Origin of the sequence: Escherichia sp. R1, from assembly GCF_003000935.1 — a bacterium.
Classification (GTDB): Bacteria; Pseudomonadota; Gammaproteobacteria; order Enterobacterales; family Enterobacteriaceae; genus Escherichia; species Escherichia coli.
The window spans coordinates 1-22,812 of sequence record NZ_PSRU01000023.1 but is presented as its reverse complement, the minus strand read 5'-3'; the positions used below and the strand labels follow the sequence as shown (position 1 = coordinate 22,812).

General features: G+C 49.8%; 24 protein-coding genes, 1 rRNA gene and 1 other annotated feature. Of the genes, 12 read left to right on the top strand and 13 right to left on the bottom strand.

The genetic code is table 11. The features are described from left to right. Positions 1–25: 25 nt before the first annotated feature. The 3 genes from bamE to nadK form a co-directional block, all read right to left on the bottom strand. On the bottom strand, positions 26–367 hold the full coding sequence (gene bamE / locus C4F37_RS22985) for an outer membrane protein assembly factor BamE (RefSeq protein WP_001203437.1): 342 nt from the start codon (positions 365–367) through the stop codon (positions 26–28). A gap of 148 nt (positions 368–515) precedes the next feature. After that, the gene (gene recN, locus C4F37_RS22980) at positions 516–2,177 is read right to left on the bottom strand and encodes a DNA repair protein RecN (RefSeq protein ID WP_000880935.1); all 1,662 of its coding nucleotides are present in this window, start codon (positions 2,175–2,177) and stop codon (positions 516–518) included. A gap of 85 nt (positions 2,178–2,262) precedes the next feature. Beyond that, positions 2,263–3,141 (bottom strand): NAD(+) kinase, encoded by an 879-nt coding sequence (gene nadK / locus C4F37_RS22975; protein WP_001059176.1) that lies wholly within the window; start codon positions 3,139–3,141, stop codon positions 2,263–2,265. A gap of 122 nt (positions 3,142–3,263) precedes the next feature. On the opposite strand from nadK, the gene grpE reads away from it, so the two are divergent. Next, positions 3,264–3,857 (top strand): nucleotide exchange factor GrpE, encoded by a 594-nt coding sequence (gene grpE, locus C4F37_RS22965; protein WP_001332400.1) that lies wholly within the window; start codon positions 3,264–3,266, stop codon positions 3,855–3,857. 54 nt (positions 3,858–3,911) lie between these two features. Here the strand turns inward: grpE and C4F37_RS22960 are convergent, their stop codons facing one another. Then, a complete protein-coding gene (locus C4F37_RS22960) occupies positions 3,912–5,198 on the bottom strand; it encodes an HlyC/CorC family transporter (RefSeq protein ID WP_032140825.1) in 1,287 nt (428 codons plus the stop codon). 20 nt (positions 5,199–5,218) lie between these two features. After that, entirely contained in the window at positions 5,219–6,010 is a 792-nt protein-coding gene (locus C4F37_RS22955; protein ID WP_001314062.1) for a cytochrome C assembly family protein, read from the bottom strand. A gap of 166 nt (positions 6,011–6,176) precedes the next feature. Here C4F37_RS22955 and ffh point away from each other — a divergent pair, with 166 nt between their 5' ends. The 5 genes from ffh to rplS all read left to right on the top strand — a co-directional run bounded on the left by ffh (position 6,177) and on the right by rplS (position 9,677). Then, on the top strand, positions 6,177–7,538 hold the full coding sequence (gene ffh / locus C4F37_RS22950) for a signal recognition particle protein (RefSeq protein ID WP_000460035.1): 1,362 nt from the start codon (positions 6,177–6,179) through the stop codon (positions 7,536–7,538). A 136-nt stretch (positions 7,539–7,674) separates the two neighbouring features. Then, positions 7,675–7,923, top strand: a complete 249-nt coding sequence (gene rpsP / locus C4F37_RS22945) for a 30S ribosomal protein S16 (protein ID WP_000256450.1) — start codon at positions 7,675–7,677, stop codon at positions 7,921–7,923. An 18-nt stretch (positions 7,924–7,941) separates the two neighbouring features. Then, entirely contained in the window at positions 7,942–8,490 is a 549-nt protein-coding gene (gene rimM, locus C4F37_RS22940) for a ribosome maturation factor RimM (protein WP_000043335.1), read from the top strand. Between the two features lie 30 nt (positions 8,491–8,520). Then, on the top strand, positions 8,521–9,288 hold the full coding sequence (gene trmD / locus C4F37_RS22935) for a tRNA (guanosine(37)-N1)-methyltransferase TrmD (protein ID WP_000264777.1): 768 nt from the start codon (positions 8,521–8,523) through the stop codon (positions 9,286–9,288). Positions 9,289–9,329: 41 nt separating this feature from the next. Then, a complete protein-coding gene (gene rplS, locus C4F37_RS22930) occupies positions 9,330–9,677 on the top strand; it encodes a 50S ribosomal protein L19 (protein WP_000065253.1) in 348 nt (115 codons plus the stop codon). A 76-nt stretch (positions 9,678–9,753) separates the two neighbouring features. On the opposite strand, the gene C4F37_RS22925 is transcribed toward rplS, so the two are convergent. The 4 genes from C4F37_RS22925 to C4F37_RS22910 all read right to left on the bottom strand — a co-directional run bounded on the left by C4F37_RS22925 (position 9,754) and on the right by C4F37_RS22910 (position 12,500). Continuing rightward, positions 9,754–10,236, bottom strand: coding sequence for an OmpA family protein (locus tag C4F37_RS22925; protein WP_000589793.1), 483 nt, complete (start codon positions 10,234–10,236; stop codon positions 9,754–9,756). A 15-nt stretch (positions 10,237–10,251) separates the two neighbouring features. Next, on the bottom strand, positions 10,252–11,478 hold the full coding sequence (gene dgcN / locus C4F37_RS22920; protein WP_000969007.1) for a diguanylate cyclase DgcN: 1,227 nt from the start codon (positions 11,476–11,478) through the stop codon (positions 10,252–10,254). Continuing rightward, positions 11,468–11,986: a YfiR family protein gene (locus C4F37_RS22915; RefSeq protein ID WP_001212400.1), complete on the bottom strand. Its 519-nt coding sequence runs from the start codon at positions 11,984–11,986 to the stop codon at positions 11,468–11,470. Before C4F37_RS22915 ends, dgcN begins: the two co-directional genes overlap by 11 nt. 148 nt (positions 11,987–12,134) lie before the next feature. Then, positions 12,135–12,500: a DUF2799 domain-containing protein gene (locus tag C4F37_RS22910; protein ID WP_001298694.1), complete on the bottom strand. Its 366-nt coding sequence runs from the start codon at positions 12,498–12,500 to the stop codon at positions 12,135–12,137. Between the two features lie 209 nt (positions 12,501–12,709). On the opposite strand from C4F37_RS22910, the gene aroF reads away from it, so the two are divergent. Together aroF and tyrA are read left to right on the top strand one after the other, a co-directional pair. Continuing rightward, complete coding sequence (gene aroF / locus C4F37_RS22905) at positions 12,710–13,780, top strand: 3-deoxy-7-phosphoheptulonate synthase AroF (protein ID WP_001168045.1); 1,071 nt, start codon at positions 12,710–12,712, stop codon at positions 13,778–13,780. Between the two features lie 10 nt (positions 13,781–13,790). Then, positions 13,791–14,912 (top strand): bifunctional chorismate mutase/prephenate dehydrogenase, encoded by a 1,122-nt coding sequence (tyrA, locus tag C4F37_RS22900; protein ID WP_001539387.1) that lies wholly within the window; start codon positions 13,791–13,793, stop codon positions 14,910–14,912. Between the two features lie 42 nt (positions 14,913–14,954). Here tyrA and pheA read toward each other — a convergent pair whose 3' ends face one another. The 4 genes from pheA to bamD all read right to left on the bottom strand — a co-directional run bounded on the left by pheA (position 14,955) and on the right by bamD (position 17,713). Beyond that, positions 14,955–16,115 (bottom strand): bifunctional chorismate mutase/prephenate dehydratase, encoded by a 1,161-nt coding sequence (gene pheA / locus C4F37_RS22895; protein ID WP_000200106.1) that lies wholly within the window; start codon positions 16,113–16,115, stop codon positions 14,955–14,957. Positions 16,116–16,136: 21 nt separating this feature from the next. Beyond that, positions 16,137–16,262 (bottom strand) — a sequence feature (Phe leader region). Beyond that, positions 16,214–16,261 (bottom strand): pheA operon leader peptide PheL, encoded by a 48-nt coding sequence (gene pheL / locus C4F37_RS22890; protein ID WP_001386991.1) that lies wholly within the window; start codon positions 16,259–16,261, stop codon positions 16,214–16,216. (Overlaps the previous feature by 48 nt.) A gap of 102 nt (positions 16,263–16,364) precedes the next feature. Continuing rightward, entirely contained in the window at positions 16,365–16,706 is a 342-nt protein-coding gene (raiA, locus tag C4F37_RS22885; protein ID WP_000178456.1) for a ribosome-associated translation inhibitor RaiA, read from the bottom strand. A 269-nt stretch (positions 16,707–16,975) separates the two neighbouring features. Continuing rightward, positions 16,976–17,713: an outer membrane protein assembly factor BamD gene (bamD, locus tag C4F37_RS22875; RefSeq protein WP_000197686.1), complete on the bottom strand. Its 738-nt coding sequence runs from the start codon at positions 17,711–17,713 to the stop codon at positions 16,976–16,978. A gap of 134 nt (positions 17,714–17,847) precedes the next feature. On the opposite strand from bamD, the gene rluD reads away from it, so the two are divergent. From rluD to C4F37_RS22855, 4 genes are all read left to right on the top strand, one after another. Beyond that, on the top strand, positions 17,848–18,828 hold the full coding sequence (gene rluD / locus C4F37_RS22870; protein WP_000079112.1) for a 23S rRNA pseudouridine(1911/1915/1917) synthase RluD: 981 nt from the start codon (positions 17,848–17,850) through the stop codon (positions 18,826–18,828). Then, positions 18,825–19,556 carry a purine nucleoside phosphorylase YfiH gene (gene yfiH, locus C4F37_RS22865; protein WP_000040138.1) on the top strand — a complete coding sequence of 244 codons (732 nt, stop codon included), beginning with the start codon at positions 18,825–18,827 and terminating at the stop codon, positions 19,554–19,556. The genes rluD and yfiH overlap by 4 nt, the downstream gene beginning before the upstream one ends. Before the next feature lie 129 nt (positions 19,557–19,685). Beyond that, positions 19,686–22,259, top strand: coding sequence for an ATP-dependent chaperone ClpB (clpB, locus tag C4F37_RS22860; RefSeq protein WP_001539382.1), 2,574 nt, complete (start codon positions 19,686–19,688; stop codon positions 22,257–22,259). Positions 22,260–22,700: 441 nt separating this feature from the next. Beyond that, a 16S ribosomal RNA gene (locus tag C4F37_RS22855) occupies positions 22,701–22,812 on the top strand; the annotation flags it as partial.

Sequence of the window (22,812 nt, the reverse complement as noted above, 5' to 3'; positions counted from 1 at the left end):
AACGTCTTTGAGAGCAACTTTATTATTAGTTACCACTCAGCGCAGGTTTGTTATCAATGTTGGTCAACACACCGCTACTGTTAAAGGTCAGCGTCAGCGTTTGCTGCGTTACACCTTCATGACCAGGTTGCTGGCGGAAGACATAGAACCAGGTATTTGTACCAAATGGATCGGACATCAGCGGTGTACCCAATGCGTACGCAACTTGTTGTTGCGTCATGCCAACACGTATTTTGGATACGTCGTTAGCGGTCAGATAGTTCCCCTGGTTGATGTCAGGACGGTAAACCACTCGCTCCAGAGTGGAACAGCCTGCGGTCAACATCAATAGTACTGCTGCTGCAGCAGTCAGCGTTTTACAGCGCATAGTGATTTGATTCCTTTTCGGGCCCGAGCAGTACGTGGCTCATCTGTAATATGCCGATGATAATAGACCTTTCATCACTTTAAAACCTTTTGCTTTCCGGTCTTACGGCGTTTTGCTGTTTACTCTGACCGTGAAGCAGGAAAAAAGTTTACGCCGCAAGCAGTTCTTTCGCATTCGCCAGTGTGTTACGTGTGACTTCACTGCCACCAAGCAGGCGCGCCAACTCTTGTAACCGCGCTTTTTTATCCAGGGATTGCATATGCGTTTCTGTCATCGCACCATCAGTTTCTTTGCTGACAAAATAGTGTTGATGACCACATCCCGCGACTTGTGGCAGGTGGGTAACACACATCACCTGAGTTGATTCGCCAAGTTGACGTAGCAGTTTGCCGACAACTGCCGCTGTTGGGCCGCTAATCCCTACATCCACTTCATCAAAAATCAGTGCCGGGGTTTCCATTTTACGCGCGGTAATGACCTGGATTGCCAATGCGATGCGGGACAACTCACCACCGGATGCGACTTTGGCAATAGGCTGCATTGGCTGACCTGGGTTGGTGGTTACCCGAAACTCAATACGATCAGCGCCGTCAGCGCCCAGGTGATGCTCGTCAAATTTAACATCGATCGTAAACTGCCCATGTGGCATAGAGAGTGCATGCATACTATCGGTGATCAGCTGTGCCAACTCATTTGCATAATGCTGGCGTTGCTGGTGTAACGCGCGCGCCGTTTCCAGTGCCTGCTGATGATGTTTCGTTACCGCCAGCGCGAGCGTTTCTTGTGAGTCGGCCTGATCGTCCAGTTGCTGCTGTTCTTCCAGTAGCGACTGGTAATACTGTGGCAATGCCTCAGGGCTGACGTGATGTTTACGTGCCAGCGAAATCTGTTTTGAGATGCGCTGTTCAAGTTCAAACAGTCGGTTGGGATCGAGATCCAGACGATCGCAGTAGTGGCGCAGTTCATCACTGGCTTCAGCAATCTGGATGGTAGCCTCTTCCAGCATATCAAGTACGCCGGACAGTTTGCTGTCCATGCCAATCAATTCGCTCACCAGTTGTTTAGCCGTGTAAAGTTGACTTTGCAGGTTTGCGTCTTCACCGTCAGCCATTAATGCCAATGCATTCTGGCTGGTGGTCAGCAATTGACCGCTGTTCGCCAGACGTTTGTACTCTTCGTCGATTTGCTCAAACTCTCCAGGCTGCGGATTAAATTCGTTAAGTTCTTTTAATTGGTATTGCAGCAGCTCCGCACGAGCGGCGCGTTCCTGACTTAACTGTTGATGATGCGCGAGGTCACGGCAGCTTTGATGCCACAAATGATAACGTGCGGTCATTTCCTGGAGCTGAGAGGTTTCATTGGCATAGCCATCAAGCAGGAATTTTTGGTGCTCGGGTTTGGTGAGTAACTGATGAGCGTGCTGACCATGGATCTGAATCAGCAACTGACCCAGTTCGCGCAGTTGTGACAGAGGAACAGCTGTACCGTTGATGAAACCACGGGAGCGACCATCGCTGCTGATTACGCGACGAAGCAAACATTCATGCCCGTCTTCAAGCTGGTTTTCTTCCAGCCAACGCAGGGCCGCTGGCGTATCTTTCAGAGAAAAACGGGCGCACAGGTCGGCACGAGCAGCGCCGGTACGCACCATGTCGGCTTCAGCGCGACCACCGAGACAAAGGCCGAGGGCATCTATTGCAATAGATTTACCCGCGCCGGTCTCGCCAGTTATTACGGTCATGCCGCTATGAAAATCAATCTCAAGCTCACGAACGATAGCAAAGTTGCTGATGGTCAGTTGTGCCAACATAGTTGTTTTCCTGTATGAAAAACCATTACTGTTATTGTGTACAGTATAAACTGGTTTTATATACAGTAAAGAGGCTGGCGTAAAATTAGAATAATTTTTTTGACCAGCCGAGCTTGGTGCTTAATGTATTGAAATAACTGTAATCTTTCGGATGAATCAGATTCAGATGGTAATCACAGCGACGAATCAGGACATCTTCACCTTCCTGAATCGGCAGTGCTATCTGGCTGTCGCAACTGATTTCCAGGTCGTTACGGCGATGCGAAAAACGTAGACGGATCGTGCTGCTGCTGTTTATGACCAGTGGTCGTGCTGACAACGTATGCGGGAACATGGGCACCAGGGTAATCGCATCCAGAGAGGGTGTCAGAATAGGACCGCCCGCAGAGAGGGAATATGCGGTGGAGCCTGTTGGCGTCGAAATAATCAGTCCATCGGAACGCTGCGAAAACGCAAAGATCTCGTCGATATACACTTCGAACTCAATCATATGCGCCACTTTGCCAGGGTGAAGTACCACTTCGTTAATCGCCGTGCTGATGCGTTTCTGGCAATCTTGCTGACAGACTTGCGCTTCCAGCAAAAAACGTTTCTCGCTGATGTAGTGGCCTTCCAGCACATCGGCTAATTGTTGCTGGGCGTTATCGGGATCAAGGTCAGTCAGGAAACCCAGGTTGCCACGGTTGATTCCAATAACTTTAATATCATAGCGCGCGAGCGTGCGCGCCGCGCCCAGCATATTACCGTCGCCGCCAACGACAACCGCGAGATCAGCCTGTTGCCCAATCTCCGCGAGCGTGCCAGTTTTCACATTCTTCAGTTGCAGTTCGTGAGCGATTTGTTGCTCAACGATGACCTCGTAACCTTTTGTGCACAGCCAGCGGTAGAGCATTTCATGTGTTGTCAGTGCAGTGGGGTGCCGTGGGTGTCCCACAATGCCAATACACTTGAAATGATTATTCATTTTTCCGAGGTCCTTGTTGCGAAGATTGATGACAATGTGAGTGCTTCCCTTGAAACCCTGAAACTGATCCCCATAATAAGCGAAGTTAGCGAGATGAATGCGAAAAAAACGCGGAGAAATTCATGAGTAGTAAAGAACAGAAAACGCCTGAGGGGCAAGCCCCGGAAGAAATTATCATGGATCAGCACGAAGAGATTGAGGCAGTTGAGCCAGAAGCTTCTGCTGAGCAGGTGGATCCGCGCGATGAAAAAATTGCGAATCTCGAAGCTCAGCTGGCTGAAGCCCAGACCCGTGAACGTGACGGCATTTTGCGCGTAAAAGCCGAAATGGAAAACCTGCGTCGTCGTACTGAACTGGATATTGAAAAAGCTCACAAATTCGCGCTGGAGAAATTCATCAACGAATTGCTGCCGGTGATTGATAGCCTGGATCGGGCGCTGGAAGTGGCTGATAAAGCTAACCCGGATATGTCCGCGATGGTTGAAGGTATTGAGCTGACGCTGAAGTCGATGCTGGATGTTGTGCGTAAGTTTGGCGTTGAAGTGATCGCCGAAACCAACGTCCCACTGGACCCAAATGTGCATCAGGCCATCGCAATGGTGGAATCTGATGACGTTGCGCCAGGTAACGTACTGGGCATTATGCAGAAAGGTTATACGCTGAACGGTCGTACGATTCGTGCGGCGATGGTTACTGTAGCGAAAGCAAAAGATTAATTTCTGCTTTCGTAATAAATCACGGCCCAGCATGCGAATGCCGGGCCGTTTTCGTTACTCCGCCACACTCTCGCGCAGCGGTTTTACAGGAAAAACTTTTACCTGCTTAATCATATTGTCCTGTACGTCGAGAATATCGATATCGTACTCGCCTATACGCACGCGGGTGCCTGCTACCGGGATCTCCTCCAGCGCTTCCAGAATGACGCCGTTAACAGTACGAGCATCATCTTCCGGTAGATGCCAGTTAAAGGCTTTGTTAATTTCTCGCACGTTGGCGGTGCCATCGATAATCACCGACCCGTCGTTTTGCGGCGTGACCTCTTCGGCAAGTGTTGGCGACATCGACGTGGTGAAATCGCCGACAATCTCTTCGAGAATATCTTCGACCGTCACCAGTCCCTGAATGTCTCCATACTCGTTGACGACCAGGCCGACTTTCTTTTTGTTGCGCTGAAACTTCACCAACTGTGTGCTGAGCGGCGTACCCTCCGGGACAAAATAGATCTCGTCCGCGGCGCGTAGCATGGTTTCTTTGGTGAACTCTTTTTTCTCCGACATGAGTCGCCAGGCTTCACGCACACGCAGCATACTGATGGCGTCGTCCAGCGAATCACGGTAGAGCACGATGCGCCCGTGAGGTGAGTGGGAGAGTTGGCGCAGAATCGATTTCCAGTCATCGTTGATATCAATACCGATAATTTCACTGCGCGGCACCATGATGTCATCGACGGTCATCTTTTCCAGATCGAGCACCGACAGCAGCATATCCTGATTGCGACGGGAAATTTGTGAGCGTGATTCGTGCACGATGGTACGCAACTCTTCTTTGCTCAAAGAGCCGCTAACCACGATATCGGTTTTGATGCCCATCATGCGCATCAAAATTCGGGTGATGGCATTTAGTAACCAGACTAGCGGCATCATCAGGACTTGTAGCGGCGCCAGTAGAAAACTACTCGGATAGGCGACTTTTTCCGGGTACAGTGCGGCAATGGTTTTCGGCAATACTTCAGCAAAAACCAGCACTACGAAGGTCAGCACGCCAGTCGCAATTGCCACGCCAGCATCGCCATACAAGCGCATCCCGACAATAGTGCCGAGTGCGGAAGCAAGGATATTGACCAGATTATTGCCGATTAACACCAGGCTTATCAGGCGGTCTGGCTTGCGCAGTAATTTTTCGACGCGTTTTGCCGAGCGATTACCTTGCTTCGCCATGTGTCTCAGGCGATAGCGGTTGAGTGTCATCATTCCAGTTTCTGAACCGGAAAAATAGGCTGAAATGACCACCATGATGATCAGAATAATGATCAACGTAGTAGTAGAAATGTGTTCCAGGGGAAACTCCTTTTCTGGGTTTAGCTGATTAACTGCTGAAAAATTCGGCTGCCGAAGTAGGCCAGTGTCAGAATGACTGCACCCGCAACGTTAAACCAGACGACGCGGCGTCCACGCCATCCTTCATGATAATGTCCCCACAGCAGCACAATATAGACAAACCACGCCACGATAGAGAGCACGGCCTTGTCGATATTTTCCATGCTAAATAAGTTGTGCATGTAGAACAGGCCAGTGCAAAGAGTGAGCGTTAGCAGCACCACGCCAATCTGCGTGATATGGAACATTTTACGCTCGATACTCATCAATGGAGGCATTTCCTGGTTAAACGCCAGCTTCTTGTTCTTCAGTTGGTAATCAATCCACGCCAGTTGCAGCGCGTACAGGGCAGCGATAATTAGCGTGGCATAGGAAAAAAGCGATAAGCCAATGTGCACCAGCATCCCCGGCGTTGCTTCCAGATGGGTGATGTATTCATTGGGCATGAAGGTCGCCAGCGCCAGGTTGATAAGCGCAAAGGCATAGACAATGGGTAGCAACAACCAGCCACGATTGCGAGAAGCCACAATGGTCATTACCGTACAGATCATCAAACTGACCAATGAACCAACGTTCAGCAGGCTGAGGTTTTGTCCGCTATCACCGTCGGGCAGGATGCGGGCTTCCAGAGCGATTGCGTGGCAGACCAGCGCGATGACCGCAGAAATAATAGCCATGCGCCGCCAGCCGCCGTTTTTTTGCAGCAGACCGGGAACAATCAGCGCAAGACTGACGGAGTAGGCGACAAGCGCGAGCAGAGCAAAAACGGGCATAGTAATGTCGACAGTTTGAGCAATAAGAAAGAGAAGCAGTATAGCGTCAGGTGAACGCTGCTCCAACCGTTGCATAACAACAAAGACGCCTTCATGTTATACTGCGGCAAAATACTGATGATGTGTCGCGATTGCGGCCAACCGTTTCCACCCCAGGCGAGAGACAATGTTTGATAATTTAACCGATCGTTTGTCGCGCACGCTGCGCAATATCAGTGGCCGTGGACGCCTCACTGAAGACAACGTAAAAGATACGCTGCGCGAAGTGCGCATGGCGCTGCTGGAGGCGGACGTCGCTCTGCCGGTAGTGCGTGAGTTTATCAATCGCGTAAAAGAGAAAGCGGTTGGTCATGAAGTTAATAAGAGCCTGACGCCGGGGCAGGAGTTCGTCAAAATTGTCCGTAACGAACTGGTTGCGGCGATGGGCGAAGAGAACCAGACCCTGAACCTGGCTGCGCAACCGCCTGCGGTCGTGCTGATGGCGGGCCTGCAAGGTGCCGGTAAAACAACCAGCGTTGGTAAACTCGGTAAGTTCCTGCGCGAGAAGCACAAGAAGAAAGTGCTGGTGGTTTCTGCCGACGTCTATCGCCCGGCGGCAATCAAACAGCTTGAGACGCTGGCAGAGCAGGTGGGCGTTGATTTCTTCCCTTCTGATGTTGGTCAGAAGCCGGTAGATATCGTTAACGCGGCGCTGAAAGAAGCCAAACTGAAATTCTACGACGTGCTGCTGGTGGATACTGCCGGTCGTCTGCACGTTGACGAAGCGATGATGGACGAGATCAAACAAGTCCATGCGTCGATTAATCCGGTTGAAACCCTGTTTGTGGTCGATGCCATGACCGGTCAGGATGCGGCCAATACGGCAAAAGCATTCAATGAAGCGTTACCGCTTACCGGTGTAGTGTTGACCAAAGTGGACGGCGATGCCCGCGGCGGTGCGGCGCTCTCTATTCGTCACATCACTGGCAAACCGATCAAGTTCCTCGGTGTTGGCGAGAAAACCGAGGCGCTGGAGCCATTCCATCCGGACCGTATTGCCTCCCGTATTCTCGGCATGGGCGACGTACTGTCACTGATCGAAGATATCGAAAGCAAGGTTGACCGCGCGCAGGCAGAGAAATTAGCCAGCAAGCTGAAAAAAGGCGACGGCTTCGATCTCAACGACTTTCTTGAGCAGCTGCGCCAGATGAAAAATATGGGCGGCATGGCTAGCCTGATGGGCAAGCTGCCGGGCATGGGGCAGATCCCGGATAACGTCAAGTCACAGATGGACGATAAAGTGCTGGTGCGTATGGAAGCCATCATCAACTCGATGACGATGAAAGAGCGCGCTAAGCCAGAAATCATCAAAGGTTCGCGTAAGCGTCGTATCGCTGCCGGTTGCGGTATGCAGGTGCAGGACGTTAACCGTCTTCTGAAACAGTTCGACGACATGCAGCGCATGATGAAGAAAATGAAAAAGGGCGGGATGGCGAAGATGATGAGAAGCATGAAAGGGATGATGCCGCCGGGATTTCCTGGTCGCTAAATGACCTTATGCGATAGAGTTATTAACTGCTGATTGCATTTTCTCCAGAAATCAGTAAAATTTTCGGGCTTTTAATATGACACCGGACTCCGTTCCTCGATGGGGTCCGGTTGTTTTATTCACACAAGAGGATGTTATGGTAACTATTCGTTTAGCACGTCACGGCGCTAAAAAGCGTCCGTTCTACCAGGTTGTTGTCGCTGACAGCCGTAATGCACGCAACGGTCGCTTCATCGAGCGCGTTGGTTTCTTCAACCCAATCGCTAGCGAAAAAGAAGAAGGCACTCGCCTGGATCTGGATCGCATCGCTCACTGGGTTGGCCAGGGCGCAACTATTTCTGATCGCGTTGCTGCGCTGATCAAAGAAGTAAACAAAGCAGCTTAATCTGTCACGGTGGTCATGATGAGCAAACAACTCACCGCGCAAGCACCTGTTGATCCCATCGTTTTGGGAAAAATGGGGTCGTCTTACGGTATTCGTGGGTGGCTCAGAGTGTTTTCTTCCACCGAAGACGCCGAAAGCATTTTTGACTATCAGCCCTGGTTTATCCAGAAGGCGGGTCAGTGGCAGCAAGTCCAGCTGGAAAGCTGGAAGCACCACAATCAGGACATGATCATCAAGCTGAAAGGCGTTGACGATCGTGATGCGGCGAACCTGCTGACGAATTGTGAAATTGTCGTGGATTCATCGCAGTTGCCTCAGCTTGAAGAGGGGGACTACTACTGGAAAGACCTGATGGGCTGCCAGGTAGTAACCACTGAAGGCTACGATCTCGGTAAAGTCGTAGATATGATGGAAACCGGATCTAATGACGTTCTCGTCATTAAGGCAAACCTGAAAGATGCGTTTGGTATCAAGGAACGTCTCGTACCGTTCCTCGATGGGCAGGTTATCAAGAAAGTCGATCTCACTACACGTTCAATCGAAGTAGATTGGGATCCTGGTTTTTAAACCACCGGATAAACGGTAAAAGACGGCGCTATGTGGATTGGCATAATTAGCCTGTTTCCTGAAATGTTCCGCGCAATTACCGATTACGGGGTAACTGGCCGGGCAGTTAAAAATGGCCTGCTGAGCATCCAGAGCTGGAGTCCTCGCGACTTCACGCATGACCGGCACCGTACCGTGGACGATCGTCCTTACGGCGGCGGACCGGGGATGTTAATGATGGTGCAACCCTTGCGGGACGCCATTCATGCAGCAAAAGCCGCGGCGGGTGAAGGCGCAAAGGTGATTTATCTGTCACCACAGGGACGCAAGCTTGATCAAGCGGGCGTCAGCGAACTGGCAACGAATCAAAAATTGATTCTGGTGTGTGGTCGCTACGAAGGTATAGATGAGCGCGTGATCCAAACCGAAATTGACGAAGAATGGTCAATCGGCGATTACGTTCTCAGTGGTGGTGAGTTACCAGCAATGACGCTGATTGACTCCGTTTCCCGGTTTATTCCGGGAGTACTGGGACATGAAGCCTCGGCAACGGAAGATTCCTTTGCTGAAGGATTGCTGGATTGCCCGCACTATACGCGGCCTGAGGTGTTAGAAGGGATGGAAGTTCCGCCAGTGTTACTGTCGGGCAACCATGCCGAGATACGTCGCTGGCGTTTGAAACAGTCGCTGGGCCGTACCTGGCTTAGAAGACCTGAACTTCTGGAAAACCTGGCTCTGACTGAAGAGCAAGCAAGGTTGCTGGCGGAGTTCAAAACGGAACACGCACAACAGCAACATAAACATGATGGGATGGCGTAAGCCCCCGAGATATCAGTTTACCCAGGATAAGAGATTAAATTATGAGCAACATTATTAAGCAACTTGAACAAGAGCAGATGAAGCAGGACGTACCTTCCTTCCGTCCGGGTGATACCGTGGAAGTGAAAGTATGGGTTGTTGAAGGTTCCAAAAAACGTCTGCAGGCATTCGAGGGCGTGGTTATCGCTATTCGTAACCGCGGTCTGCACTCTGCATTCACTGTTCGTAAAATTTCCAACGGCGAAGGCGTTGAGCGTGTCTTCCAGACTCACTCTCCGGTAGTTGACAGCATTTCTGTCAAACGTCGTGGTGCTGTTCGTAAAGCTAAACTGTACTACCTGCGTGAGCGTACTGGTAAGGCTGCTCGTATCAAAGAGCGTCTTAACTAAGATTTCGCTTAAGCGACATCCTGTTAAGAAGGGCTGGCCAATTGGCTGGCCCTTTTTTTGTCTGTTTGCTCGTGTTTTAAGGGGTTGTAATCACCACTGCGACGCGGCGGTTCTCGGCGCGGCCCTGGGCGGTCTTGTTACTGGCTATGGGATATTTTTTTCCTAAACCCTGAGTGGTGAGATTGCTGCGCGGAATTTGTCCACCCATAGCCCATGCATCGGCCACGACATTCGCCCGTTTCAATGATAAGACTTCGTTGTAACTGTCTTCACCATAGTTGTCGGTGTGTCCATCCATACGGGCATGTGTTAGCCCTGTCGAGGCCAATTTGGCTGCCATGGTTTGGATCTGTTGCTGGCTTTCCGGGAGCAATTTGTAGTCATTTTTTGCAAACAGAATGGCATCTGATAAGCCCAGCGACCAGTCGCCGGCGGATTCAGTAAATCCATAAGATTGCATAGCGGCGACTTGCTCAGGAGTAAACTTTCCCTGAGGGGACTGGCAGCCAGTAAGTATTAGCGAGGTGAAAATCAGGGGTGCTAGCAGGTGCTTTATCATATCGATATATCCTTGTTATCTCACCAGCTTTTCGGCACGCTGGTGTTTGGCCTGATACATATTGTGATCGGCAAGCTCTTGTAAATTTTCCGCAGAGGCGTGCTCAATAGTCATCGCGTAACCAATGCTTAATGTCATGGTAGTCTGATGGCCATTATGAAGATCAAACGGGAGATTAAAAATTTGTGTCAGTGCTGAGCATATCTGCTGCACTTCAGATTCCGACTGTACATCATAGAGCACCATAGCGAATTCATCGCCGCCCAGGCGGTATGCTTTATGTCGCAGCCCGCCAAATTCAGCTAACCGTTTTGCTATTTCAATCAAGACTCTATCGCCCGTCGCATGACCCCAGGTATCATTGATATATTTGAAATTATCGCCATCAAGAAATAGTAACGCCGACGTTTTTCGGGCATCGGAATTGTTCATCAACGTGTTGATGCCGCTACGAAACGCTGCGCGGTTAGCCAGCCCGGTTAATGGGTCATGTAGCGCGGTACGTAGAAGCTGCGCATTTTTGGCCTGTAAACGAAGCTGCCACTCTTCCATTTCATCCAGCAGACTGTTGAAGTCGAGAGCGAAGCGGTGAAACTCAGCGATACGTTCTTCCGAAACTCGTCGGGAAAAATTGCGGTTAGAACGCACATCATGTACGACATCGGTGATATTTTTCAGCGCTTCCACCAGGCCATTGTGCAAATGGCGGGTGAGGGTAATTGCGATGCCTGATGCCAGCAGAATACAACCGGTCAGGACAGCGAGCGAAAACCAGATAAAATGGCTGATTGAACTGTCGCGAGCAGTTAAGCGTACTTCGCCAATGGTTTCACCATTGTGGCGAATCGGCTGAATGATGGGGGCAGGGAAGAGCCAGTGGCTTATGAAATTGCTGAAAGTATCGCCTGGTTCCTTATGGGTGTAATGCCAGGATGCCAGAATATTTTGCTGCTTATCACGCACTTCTGCAGTTGAAAATTGGCCTTGCTGGCCCAGCGCTGCCAGTGTTTCAGTTGCTGCAGGGCCATCGGCAAAAACGACAGCTGCTTCCAGACTGTAAGTCATTGTTGCTGCTGTCAGTGCCAGGTTTTTTTGCGCGTATTGTTTCAGGGTTAGCACTGACGTCACGGAAAGCAGCAGCCAGATCAGCGTCATAGTGATAAATATGCTGGTCATGCTGATGTTGCGTAATGCTCTTTTAAACGTGGGGCGCTTATGAAGAGAATTATCGTTATCCATCATTTTTCTTCCGTGCGAGCATTAAGACATCCGGGTTGACCTTTACACCGCTACGCGATAAGGCATCCAGGTTTACGGCAAATCTGACGTCATTATTGTGGATGATCAGACAAAAGGCGCTACCAATAATGCACTCGGTATTTTGTTCGGCAATTAATAATAACGCCTTTGACGGATATTGTTCGGTTAATTCCATCTGGAATGTCGGTGACTCGTTGCCAAAATAAAAACCATTGCAGCCTGAAATTATCGCCTCTTGTTGAGTATGAATGATGACAGGCAGATAAGGTAAAGATGTAGCAGCATTTTCTTGTAAGGCGGTACTAAAACGTGAAGATGAAAAGATACATAACTTTGGTGGCCCTGATAGCCCAGGCCAGCGGGTGTAACTGACAATACCGGAAACCATCATACGCACGTTTTTCGCAACGTCAGAAGGTTCCTGAGCGAGTATTGGTGCTCCCGTCAGCAGGAGAATCAGCAGTAAGAACAGTCGGTGAGAAAAACGCATTCAGGGATCTTCACCATCTTCGCTCGAAATGCATCGATATTTTTTCAGAATGCTCATTAAAATATCATCCTTTCATGCGGTCGTCATCAATGTGAGAAATAAAACATAATGAGTAAAATCTCATGCTTAATTGATTTTGGGGGGGTAATTAATTTAATCGTATTGTGCTGGCATTTTCATCAGCCCCTTTTCGCCATACTTCATGCAGTTGGCTTGTATTTTCAACATTATTGCAGCTGGCAGGAAAGCTTTTACCAGAAAGTCCCCGGGCATAAGTAAAATCGGTCTGGCAAGTTTTCTTTTGCCCTTCGGCATATCCTTTAAGGTATAGACCGCGATCCGCCTGTGAATCGCTAAATGCATCGTCATCTTTAATGGCGCTGCCCGATATCGCATCTTCCATACCAACATCATACCAGTCGGTGCTGGTCAAGGTTGGCGCGTGAGTATAAGGATCAATCTGACATCCGCTAACCAGTAAAGCCAACAAGGGGGCGATAAATTTTTTCATCATTTCTTTCTCCTTTTTCAAAGCATAGCGGATTGTTTTTAAAGCTGGTGTAAATTTATTTATACAGAAATAAGAGGAAAAAGCGCGAATAAATTGCTTATGTAAAGAAATATGTACTAAATATGGATTGAAAACTTTACTTTATGTGTTATCGTTACGTCATCCTCGCTGAGGATCAACTATCGCAAACGAGCATAAACAGGATCGCCATCATGCAGAAAGACGCGCTGAATAACGTACATATTACCGACGAACAGGTTTTAATGACTCCGGAACAACTGAAGGCCGCTTTTCCATTAAGCTTGCAACAAGAAGCCCAGATTGCTGACTCGCGTAAAACCATTTCAGATATTATCGCCGGGCGCGATCCTCGTCTGCTGGTAGTATGTGGTCCTTGTTCCATTCATGATCCGGAAACTGCTCTGGAATATGCTCGTCGATTTAAAGCCCTTGCCGCAGAGGTCAGCGATAGCCTCTATCTGGTAATGCGCGTCTATTTTGAAAAACCCCGTACCACTGTCGGCTGGAAAGGGTTAATTAACGATCCCCATATGGATGGCTCTTTTGATGTAGAAGCCGGGCTGCAGATCGCGCGTAAATTGCTGCTTGAGCTGGTGAATATGGGACTGCCACTGGCGACGGAAGCGTTAGATCCGAATAGCCCGCAATACCTGGGCGATCTGTTTAGCTGGTCAGCAATTGGTGCTCGTACAACGGAATCGCAAACTCACCGTGAAATGGCCTCCGGGCTTTCCATGCCGGTTGGTTTTAAAAACGGCACCGATGGCAGTCTGGCAACGGCAATTAACGCTATGCGTGCCGCCGCCCAGCCGCACCGTTTTGTTGGCATTAACCAGGCAGGGCAGGTTGCGTTGCTACAAACTCAGGGGAATCCGGACGGGCATGTGATCCTGCGCGGTGGTAAAGCGCCAAACTATAGCCCTGCGGATGTTGCGCAATGTGAAAAAGAGATGGAACAGGCGGGACTGCGCCCGTCTCTGATGGTAGATTGCAGCCACGGTAATTCCAATAAAGATTATCGCCGTCAGCCTGCGGTGGCAGAATCCGTGGTTGCTCAAATCAAAGATGGCAATCGCTCAATTATTGGTCTGATGATCGAAAGTAATATCCACGAGGGCAATCAGTCTTCCGAGCAACCGCGCAGTGAAATGAAATACGGTGTATCCGTAACCGATGCCTGCATTAGCTGGGAAATGACCGATGCCTTGCTGCGTGAAATTCATCAGGATCTGAATGGGCAGCTGACGGCTCGCGTGGCTTAAGAGGTTTATTATGGTTGCTGAATTGACCGCATTACGCGATCAAATTGATGAAGTCGATAAAGCGCTGCTGAATTTATTAGCGAAGCGTCTGGAACTGGTTGCTGAAGTGGGCGAGGTGAAAAGCCGCTTTGGACTACCTATTTATGTTCCGGAGCGCGAGGCATCTATGTTGGCCTCGCGTCGTGCAGAGGCGGAAGCTCTGGGTGTACCGCCAGATCTGATTGAGGATGTTTTGCGTCGGGTGATGCGTGAATCTTACTCCAGTGAAAACGACAAAGGATTTAAAACGCTTTGTCCGTCACTGCGCCCGGTGGTTATCGTCGGTGGTGGCGGTCAGATGGGACGTCTGTTCGAGAAGATGCTGACACTCTCGGGTTATCAGGTGCGGATTCTGGAGCAACATGACTGGGATCGAGCGGCTGATATTGTTTCCGATGCCGGAATGGTGATTGTTAGTGTGCCCATCCACGTTACTGAGCAAGTTATCGGCAAATTACCGCCTTTACCGAAAGATTGTATTCTGGTTGATCTGGCATCGGTGAAAAATGGACCATTACAGGCCATGCTGGCGGCGCACGATGGCCCGGTGCTGGGGTTACACCCGATGTTCGGCCCGGACAGCGGTAGCCTGGCAAAGCAAGTTGTGGTCTGGTGTGATGGACGTAAGCCGGAAGCATACCAATGGTTTCTGGAGCAAATTCAGGTCTGGGGCGCTCGGTTGCATCGTATTAGCGCTGTCGAGCACGATCAGAATATGGCGTTTATTCAGGCTCTGCGCCACTTTGCTACTTTTGCTTATGGGCTGCACCTGGCAGAAGAAAATGTTCAGCTTGAGCAACTACTGGCGCTCTCTTCGCCGATTTACCGCCTTGAGCTGGCGATGGTCGGGCGACTGTTTGCTCAGGATCCGCAGCTTTATGCCGACATTATTATGTCGTCAGAGCGTAATCTGGCGTTAATCAAACGTTACTATAAGCGTTTCGGCGAGGCGATTGAGCTGCTGGAGCAGGGCGATAAGCAGGCGTTTATTGACAGTTTCCGCAAGGTGGAGCACTGGTTCGGCGATTACGCACAGAGTTTTCAGAGTGAAAGCCGCGTGTTATTGCGTCAGGCGAATGACAATCGCCAGTAATAATCCAGTGCCGGATGATTCACATCATCCGGCACTTTTTCATCAGGTTGGATCAACAGGCACTACGTTCTCACTTGGGTAACAGCCCAATACCTTCATCGAACGGGTGATTTCCCCTAACTCTTTCAATGCTTTTTGCATTTCCGCTGATTCAAGATTGGCCTGAATATCCAGATAAAACATCTCTTCCCACGGATTACCGTGAATCGGACGTGATTCCAGACGGGTCATAATCAGACTGTGATTGCGCAGTACCAGCAACGCTTCAACCAGTGCACCAGCTTGTTGTCCGGTCGCCATTAACAACGTCGTTTTCGCCGGAACCTGGTCAGAAACGTTAATGGCTTTACGTGCCAACACCACAAATCGGGTGAAGTTTTGTCGCTGATTCGCTTCAATACGCTCCAGTACCTGCAAACCGTACAAAGTGCCGCCAGCTTCGCTTCCCAACGCAGCAACATGCGGTGATTTTGCCTGTGCAACCTTTTCCATTGCCGCAGACGTACTTTCGGTATATTCAATCTTCCAGTGCGGATAACGATTAAGGAATTTGCTGCATTGCTGGAATGGCTGCGGATGGCTGTAGACCGTATTGATGGCGGATAAATCAGTAGTGCCGGAGACCAACAAACAATGATCGATAGTTAACGTCATCTCGCCAACAATCGACAAACTGGTATGTTGCAGCAGATCGTAAACGTCGTTTATGGCACCGGAGCTGGTATTTTCAATCGGTACGACGGCATAGTCGGCCTGGCCGGTTTCCACCTGATTAAAAATATCGGCAAATTTGGCGCAGCCACTTTCAATGAATTGCTCAAAGTGACGAGCAGCATACTGGCGCGCCGCAAGATGGGAATAAGAACCTTTGGGGCCGAGAAAAGCGATGCGTGCTGAGTGCGGATTAATTTTATTGAGATGTTGCTGGAGCAAAGCCTGCTGAGTTAATACGGAATCTTCAATGATGAGCTGGAACAGGCGAGTAATGTAATGGGCGTCCAGATGGTGCGCTTTACCGAGCGTAATTAATCTTTCCAGCAAATCGCGTTCACGATCAATATCACGTACCGGGCGATGCGAGAGCAGTTTGGCTTTTCCCACCTCGACGGCCAGTTCGCGTCGCTCTGCCAGTAATGCTAATAATTTTTCATCCAGCGCGCTGATTTTCTCTCGCAGCGCCAGTAACGGGTTTTCCGATGTCATAGTGTTGCCTTTTTGTTATCAATAAAAAAGGCCCCCCGATTTGGGAGGCCTTATTGTTCGTCTTCGCATTCTGTTTCACACGACGAAACGCCTCCCATTCAGGGGAAGGTAAAAAAGAATGCGAAGAAAAACGGTGTGTGTTTCATGTTTGTTTCCTTAAGTGACTTTAGTACAGTACCCGTACTGTTTTCACGCTGTCAACAAAAAACGCGCCCGAAGGCGCGTTGGCGATACACTCAATATAAAGGACTACTCTTCTTCAACTTCTTCGACGAAGTTGGCGTCTTTCACCGATGTTGCGGCACGACGTGCTTCGCCTTTGTGCTGCAGTTTATTGAGCTGCCGTTCCAGCTTGTTGATCAATTCGTTAATTGCGGTGTACATATCTTCATGTTTACCACTGGCAACCAGAACGCCGTTAGGTGTATTGATTGTGGCGTCAGCAACAAACCCTTGTGGCTCTTTGGACAGAATGATATGTGGATTAATCAGATGTGTTTGCCATTTTTCCAGTTTGGCGAGACGGTCTGCGACATGTTGGCGGATGGCCGGAGTAATTTCCATTTGTTTGCTGGTAATGTTCATTGTCATAAATTTTACCTCTTGTCTTCCCGTCTTGGTGAATTCAGCATAACGTTCCTGATGTCAAAATGTGTGATGGAAATCTCATAATTTTGTCACTTTTTGTCAACGAATCTTTTTTGTGAGAAATCGCAGGAAGAGGTGTTTTTTTACTTGAGGAATATCTCAAAGCGAGCCATATTTGATGAGATCGATAGTGACTAAATCGCTTCAGTTTCACAACTAACAGAATAAAAAAACGGCAGCTCAAGGCTGCCGTTTTGTGTTTCAGGTTTCTGTTATGTATTGCTGCTGTTTGCGGCGATGATTTTCGCTACTTTTTCAGCTTGCGCATTCATCTGCATCTGACGGTATGCATTTTCCATCAGCGGCAGCGCATCACGCGTAGCCTGGGTATCCGGATAGTCGCGCAACATGCCTTCTACGCGGTTAACGACAGCAACCCATGCACCACGTTCTGTATAATACTCGGCCACGGAGTATTCATATTTCGCCAGACGATCTTTCAGGAATACCAGACGTTTGGTGGCATCGGTGGTGTACTGACTGTTCGGATAGCCGCGCACCAGTTTGGAAAAGTCACTAAACGCAGCTCGTGCATGTTGAGGATCGCGATCGCTACGGTCAACGCCAAAGAACCCTTGCAGCGCACTGTCATCCAGCGCCATATTGGTCAGGCCACGCATGTACATGACATAATCGATATTCGGATGGGTCGGGTTAAGGCGAATAAAACGATCGATGGCAGCCTGTGCTAACGGCAAATCGGCGTTTTTATAGTAGGCGTAGATGAGATCCAGCTGCACCTGCTGCGAATACGGACCAAACGGATAGCGATTATCTAACGCTTCCAGTTGCGTTATTGCCTGTCTCCAGTTACCGTCCTGCAGCTTTTGTTGTGCAGTCGCGTAAATTTCATTTGGCGGATTATCAGGTACTTCTTCCTTTGACCCCGAGCAACCCGCCAAAAACAGGCTTAGTGTGGCGGCTGCCACCAGATATTTCATGCGCGTCATGACGTTTTGACTTTCCTCAAAATGTAATACGGGAGATTCTCTGTTCCTGCTCCCGGTTAAGACCAGCTACAATAGCACACTATATTAAACGGCAAAGCCGTAAAACCCCAACGATAAACGAAGAAGCAGTATATATGGCACAACGAGTACAGCTCACTGCAACGGTGTCCGAAAACCAACTCGGTCAACGCTTAGATCAGGCTTTGGCCGAAATGTTCCCGGATTATTCACGTTCGCGGATAAAAGAATGGATCCTCGACCAGCGTGTGCTGGTTAACGGCAAAGTGTGTGATAAGCCAAAAGAAAAAGTATTGGGTGGCGAGCAGGTTGCCATCAACGCTGAGATTGAAGAAGAAGCGCGTTTTGAACCGCAGGATATCCCGCTGGATATCGTCTATGAAGATGAAGATATCATCGTCATTAATAAACCGCGCGACCTGGTGGTACATCCTGGCGCGGGTAACCCGGATGGTACGGTACTGAATGCGTTGCTTCATTACTATCCGCCCATTGCCGATGTACCGCGTGCGGGCATCGTCCATCGTCTGGATAAAGACACCACCGGCCTGATGGTTGTGGCAAAAACCGTTCCGGCTCAGACGCGTTTAGTCGAATCTTTGCAACGGCGTGAAATTACTCGTGAGTATGAAGCGGTGGCAATTGGTCATATGACCGCTGGCGGTACAGTAGATGAACCAATCAGCCGCCACCCGACCAAACGTACTCACATGGCGGTGCATCCGATGGGTAAACCGGCGGTCACTCACTATCGCATCATGGAACACTTCCGTGTGCACACGCGTCTGCGGTTGCGTCTGGAAACTGGACGTACGCACCAGATCCGCGTGCATATGGCCCATATCACTCATCCGCTGGTGGGCGATCCGGTTTATGGTGGCCGTCCGCGTCCGCCAAAAGGTGCTTCGGAAGCGTTTATCTCCACGCTGCGTAAGTTTGACCGCCAGGCGCTTCATGCAACCATGCTGCGTCTTTATCACCCGATCTCCGGTATCGAAATGGAATGGCATGCGCCTATTCCACAAGATATGGTGGAGCTGATTGAGGTGATGCGCGCCGATTTCGAAGAGCATAAGGATGAAGTGGACTGGTTATGAGTAAGCTGATTGTCCCGCAGTGGCCGCTGCCAAAAGGTGTTGCGGCCTGTAGCTCTACCCGTATCGGCGGCGTGAGCTTGCCGCCTTACGACTCTCTCAACCTTGGCGCTCATTGTGGTGATAACCCGGATCACGTTGAGGAGAATCGCAAGCGACTTTTTGCTGCGGGCAATTTGCCTTCTAAACCGGTCTGGCTTGAGCAGGTACACGGCAAAGATGTGCTTAAGCTTACTGGTGAGCCTTATGCCTCAAAACGAGCAGATGCCTCTTATAGCAATACGCCCGGCACGGTTTGCGCAGTGATGACTGCCGATTGCCTCCCTGTGCTGTTTTGCAATCGTGCGGGAACGGAGGTCGCCGCCGCTCATGCTGGCTGGCGTGGACTGTGCGCAGGCGTGTTGGAAGAGACGGTTTCCTGTTTTGCTGATAATCCGGAAAATATTCTCGCCTGGTTAGGGCCGGCAATTGGGCCACGTGCGTTCGAAGTGGGGGCGGAGGTTCGCGAGGCGTTTATGGTAGTAGACGCCAAATCGAGTACAGCTTTCATTCAGCATGGTGATAAGTATCTGGCGGATATTTATCAGCTTGCCCGGCAGCGTCTGGCGAGCGTTGGTGTTGAACAAATTTTTGGCGGTGACCGTTGTACATATACGGAAAATGAGACTTTCTTCTCTTATCGTCGCGACAAGACCACCGGTCGTATGGCAAGTTTCATTTGGCTGATATAACCTAAAGAATCAAGACGATCCGGTACGCGTGATTTTCTTTTCACATTAATCTGGTCAATAACCTTGAATAATTGAGGGATGACCTCATTTAATCTCCAGTAGCAACTTTGATCCGTTATGGGAGGAGTTATGCGTCTGGATCGTCTTACTAATAAATTCCAGCTTGCTCTTGCCGATGCCCAATCACTTGCACTCGGGCACGACAACCAATTCATCGAACCACTTCATTTAATGAGCGCCCTGCTGAATCAGGAAGGGGGTTCGGTTAGTCCTTTATTAACATCCGCTGGCATAAATGCTGGCCAGTTGCGCACAGATATCAATCAGGCATTAAATCGTTTACCGCAGGTTGAAGGTACTGGTGGTGATGTCCAGCCATCACAGGATCTGGTGCGCGTTCTTAATCTTTGCGACAAGCTGGCGCAAAAACGTGGTGATAACTTTATCTCGTCAGAACTGTTCGTTCTGGCGGCACTTGAGTCTCGCGGCACGCTGGCCGACATCCTGAAAGCAGCAGGGGCGACCACCGCCAACATTACTCAAGCGATTGAACAAATGCGTGGAGGTGAAAGCGTGAACGATCAAGGTGCTGAAGACCAACGTCAGGCTTTGAAAAAATATACCATCGACCTTACCGAACGAGCCGAACAAGGCAAACTCGATCCGGTGATTGGTCGTGATGAAGAAATTCGCCGTACCATTCAGGTGCTGCAACGTCGTACTAAAAATAACCCGGTATTGATTGGTGAACCCGGCGTCGGTAAAACTGCCATCGTTGAAGGTCTGGCGCAGCGTATTATCAACGGCGAAGTGCCCGAAGGGTTGAAAGGCCGCCGCGTACTGGCGCTGGATATGGGCGCGCTGGTGGCTGGGGCGAAATATCGCGGTGAGTTTGAAGAACGTTTAAAAGGCGTACTTAACGATCTTGCTAAACAGGAAGGCAACGTCATCCTGTTTATCGACGAATTACATACCATGGTCGGCGCGGGTAAAGCCGATGGCGCAATGGACGCCGGAAACATGCTGAAACCTGCACTGGCGCGTGGTGAATTGCACTGCGTAGGTGCCACGACGCTTGACGAATATCGCCAGTACATCGAAAAAGATGCTGCGCTGGAACGTCGTTTCCAGAAAGTGTTTGTTGCCGAGCCTTCTGTTGAAGATACCATTGCGATTCTGCGTGGCCTGAAAGAACGTTACGAGCTGCACCACCATGTGCAAATTACTGACCCGGCAATTGTTGCAGCGGCGACGTTGTCTCATCGCTACATTGCTGACCGTCAGCTGCCAGATAAAGCCATCGACCTGATCGATGAGGCAGCATCCAGCATTCGTATGCAGATTGACTCAAAACCAGAAGAACTCGACCGACTCGATCGCCGTATCATCCAGCTCAAACTGGAACAACAGGCGTTAATGAAAGAGTCTGATGAAGCCAGTAAAAAACGCCTGGATATGCTCAACGAAGAACTGAGCGACAAAGAACGTCAGTACTCCGAGTTAGAAGAAGAGTGGAAAGCAGAGAAAGCCTCGCTTTCTGGTACGCAGACCATTAAAGCGGAACTGGAACAGGCGAAAATCGCTATTGAACAGGCTCGCCGTGTGGGTGACCTGGCGCGGATGTCTGAACTGCAATACGGCAAAATCCCGGAACTGGAAAAGCAACTGGAAGCCGCAACGCAGCTCGAAGGCAAAACTATGCGTCTGTTGCGTAATAAAGTGACCGATGCCGAAATTGCTGAAGTGCTGGCGCGTTGGACGGGAATTCCGGTTTCTCGCATGATGGAAAGCGAGCGCGAAAAACTGCTGCGTATGGAGCAAGAACTGCACCATCGCGTTATTGGTCAGAACGAAGCGGTTGATGCGGTATCTAACGCTATTCGTCGTAGCCGTGCGGGGCTGGCGGATCCAAATCGCCCGATTGGTTCATTCCTGTTCCTCGGCCCAACGGGTGTGGGGAAAACAGAGCTTTGTAAGGCGCTGGCGAACTTTATGTTTGATAGCGACGAGGCGATGGTCCGTATTGATATGTCCGAGTTTATGGAGAAACACTCGGTGTCTCGTCTGGTTGGTGCGCCTCCGGGATATGTTGGTTATGAAGAAGGTGGCTATCTGACCGAAGCGGTGCGTCGTCGTCCGTATTCCGTCATCCTGCTGGATGAAGTGGAAAAAGCGCATCCGGATGTCTTCAACATTCTGTTGCAGGTACTGGATGATGGGCGTCTGACTGACGGGCAGGGGAGAACGGTCGACTTCCGTAATACGGTCGTCATTATGACCTCTAACCTCGGTTCCGATCTGATTCAGGAACGTTTTGGTGAACTGGATTATGCGCACATGAAAGAGCTGGTGCTCGATGTGGTAAGCCATAACTTCCGTCCGGAATTCATTAACCGTATCGATGAAGTCGTCGTCTTCCATCCGCTGGGTGAACAACACATTGCGTCGATTGCGCAGATTCAGTTGAAACGTCTGTACAAACGTCTGGAAGAACGTGGTTATGAAATCCACATTTCTGACGAGGCGCTGAAACTGCTGAGCGAGAACGGTTACGATCCGGTCTATGGTGCACGTCCTCTGAAGCGTGCTATCCAGCAGCAGATCGAAAACCCGCTGGCACAGCAAATACTGTCTGGTGAATTGGTTCCGGGTAAAGTTATTCGCCTGGAAGTTAATGAAGACCGGATCGTCGCCGTCCAGTAATGATAAAACGAGCCTTCGGGGCTCGTTTTTGTCTATAAGTTAGACGGAAAAGACTATATTAAAGATGTTTTGCCTGAAAAATGAGCGAACAATAAAGTTTTTATATTTTTTGCTTGTCAGGCCGGAATAACTCCCTATAATGCGCCACCACTGACACGGAACAACGGCAAACACGCCGCCGGGTCAGCGGGGTTCTCCTGAGAATCTCAACAGAGGAAAGCAAAAATAAATGCTTGACTCTGTAGCGGGAAAGCGTATTATGCACACCCCGCGCCGCTGAGAAAAAGCGAAGTGGCACTGCTCTTTAACAATTTATCAGACAATCTGTGTGGGCACTCGAAGATACGGATTCTTAACGTCGCAAGACGAAAAAATGAATACCAAGTCTCTGAGTGAACACGTAATTCATTACGAAGTTTAATTCACGAGCATCAAACTTTTAAATTGAAGAGTTTGATCATGGCTCAGATTGAACGCTGGCGGCAGGCCTAACACATGCAAGTCGAACGGTAACAGGAAGCAGCTTGCTGCTTTGCTGACGAGTGGCGGACGG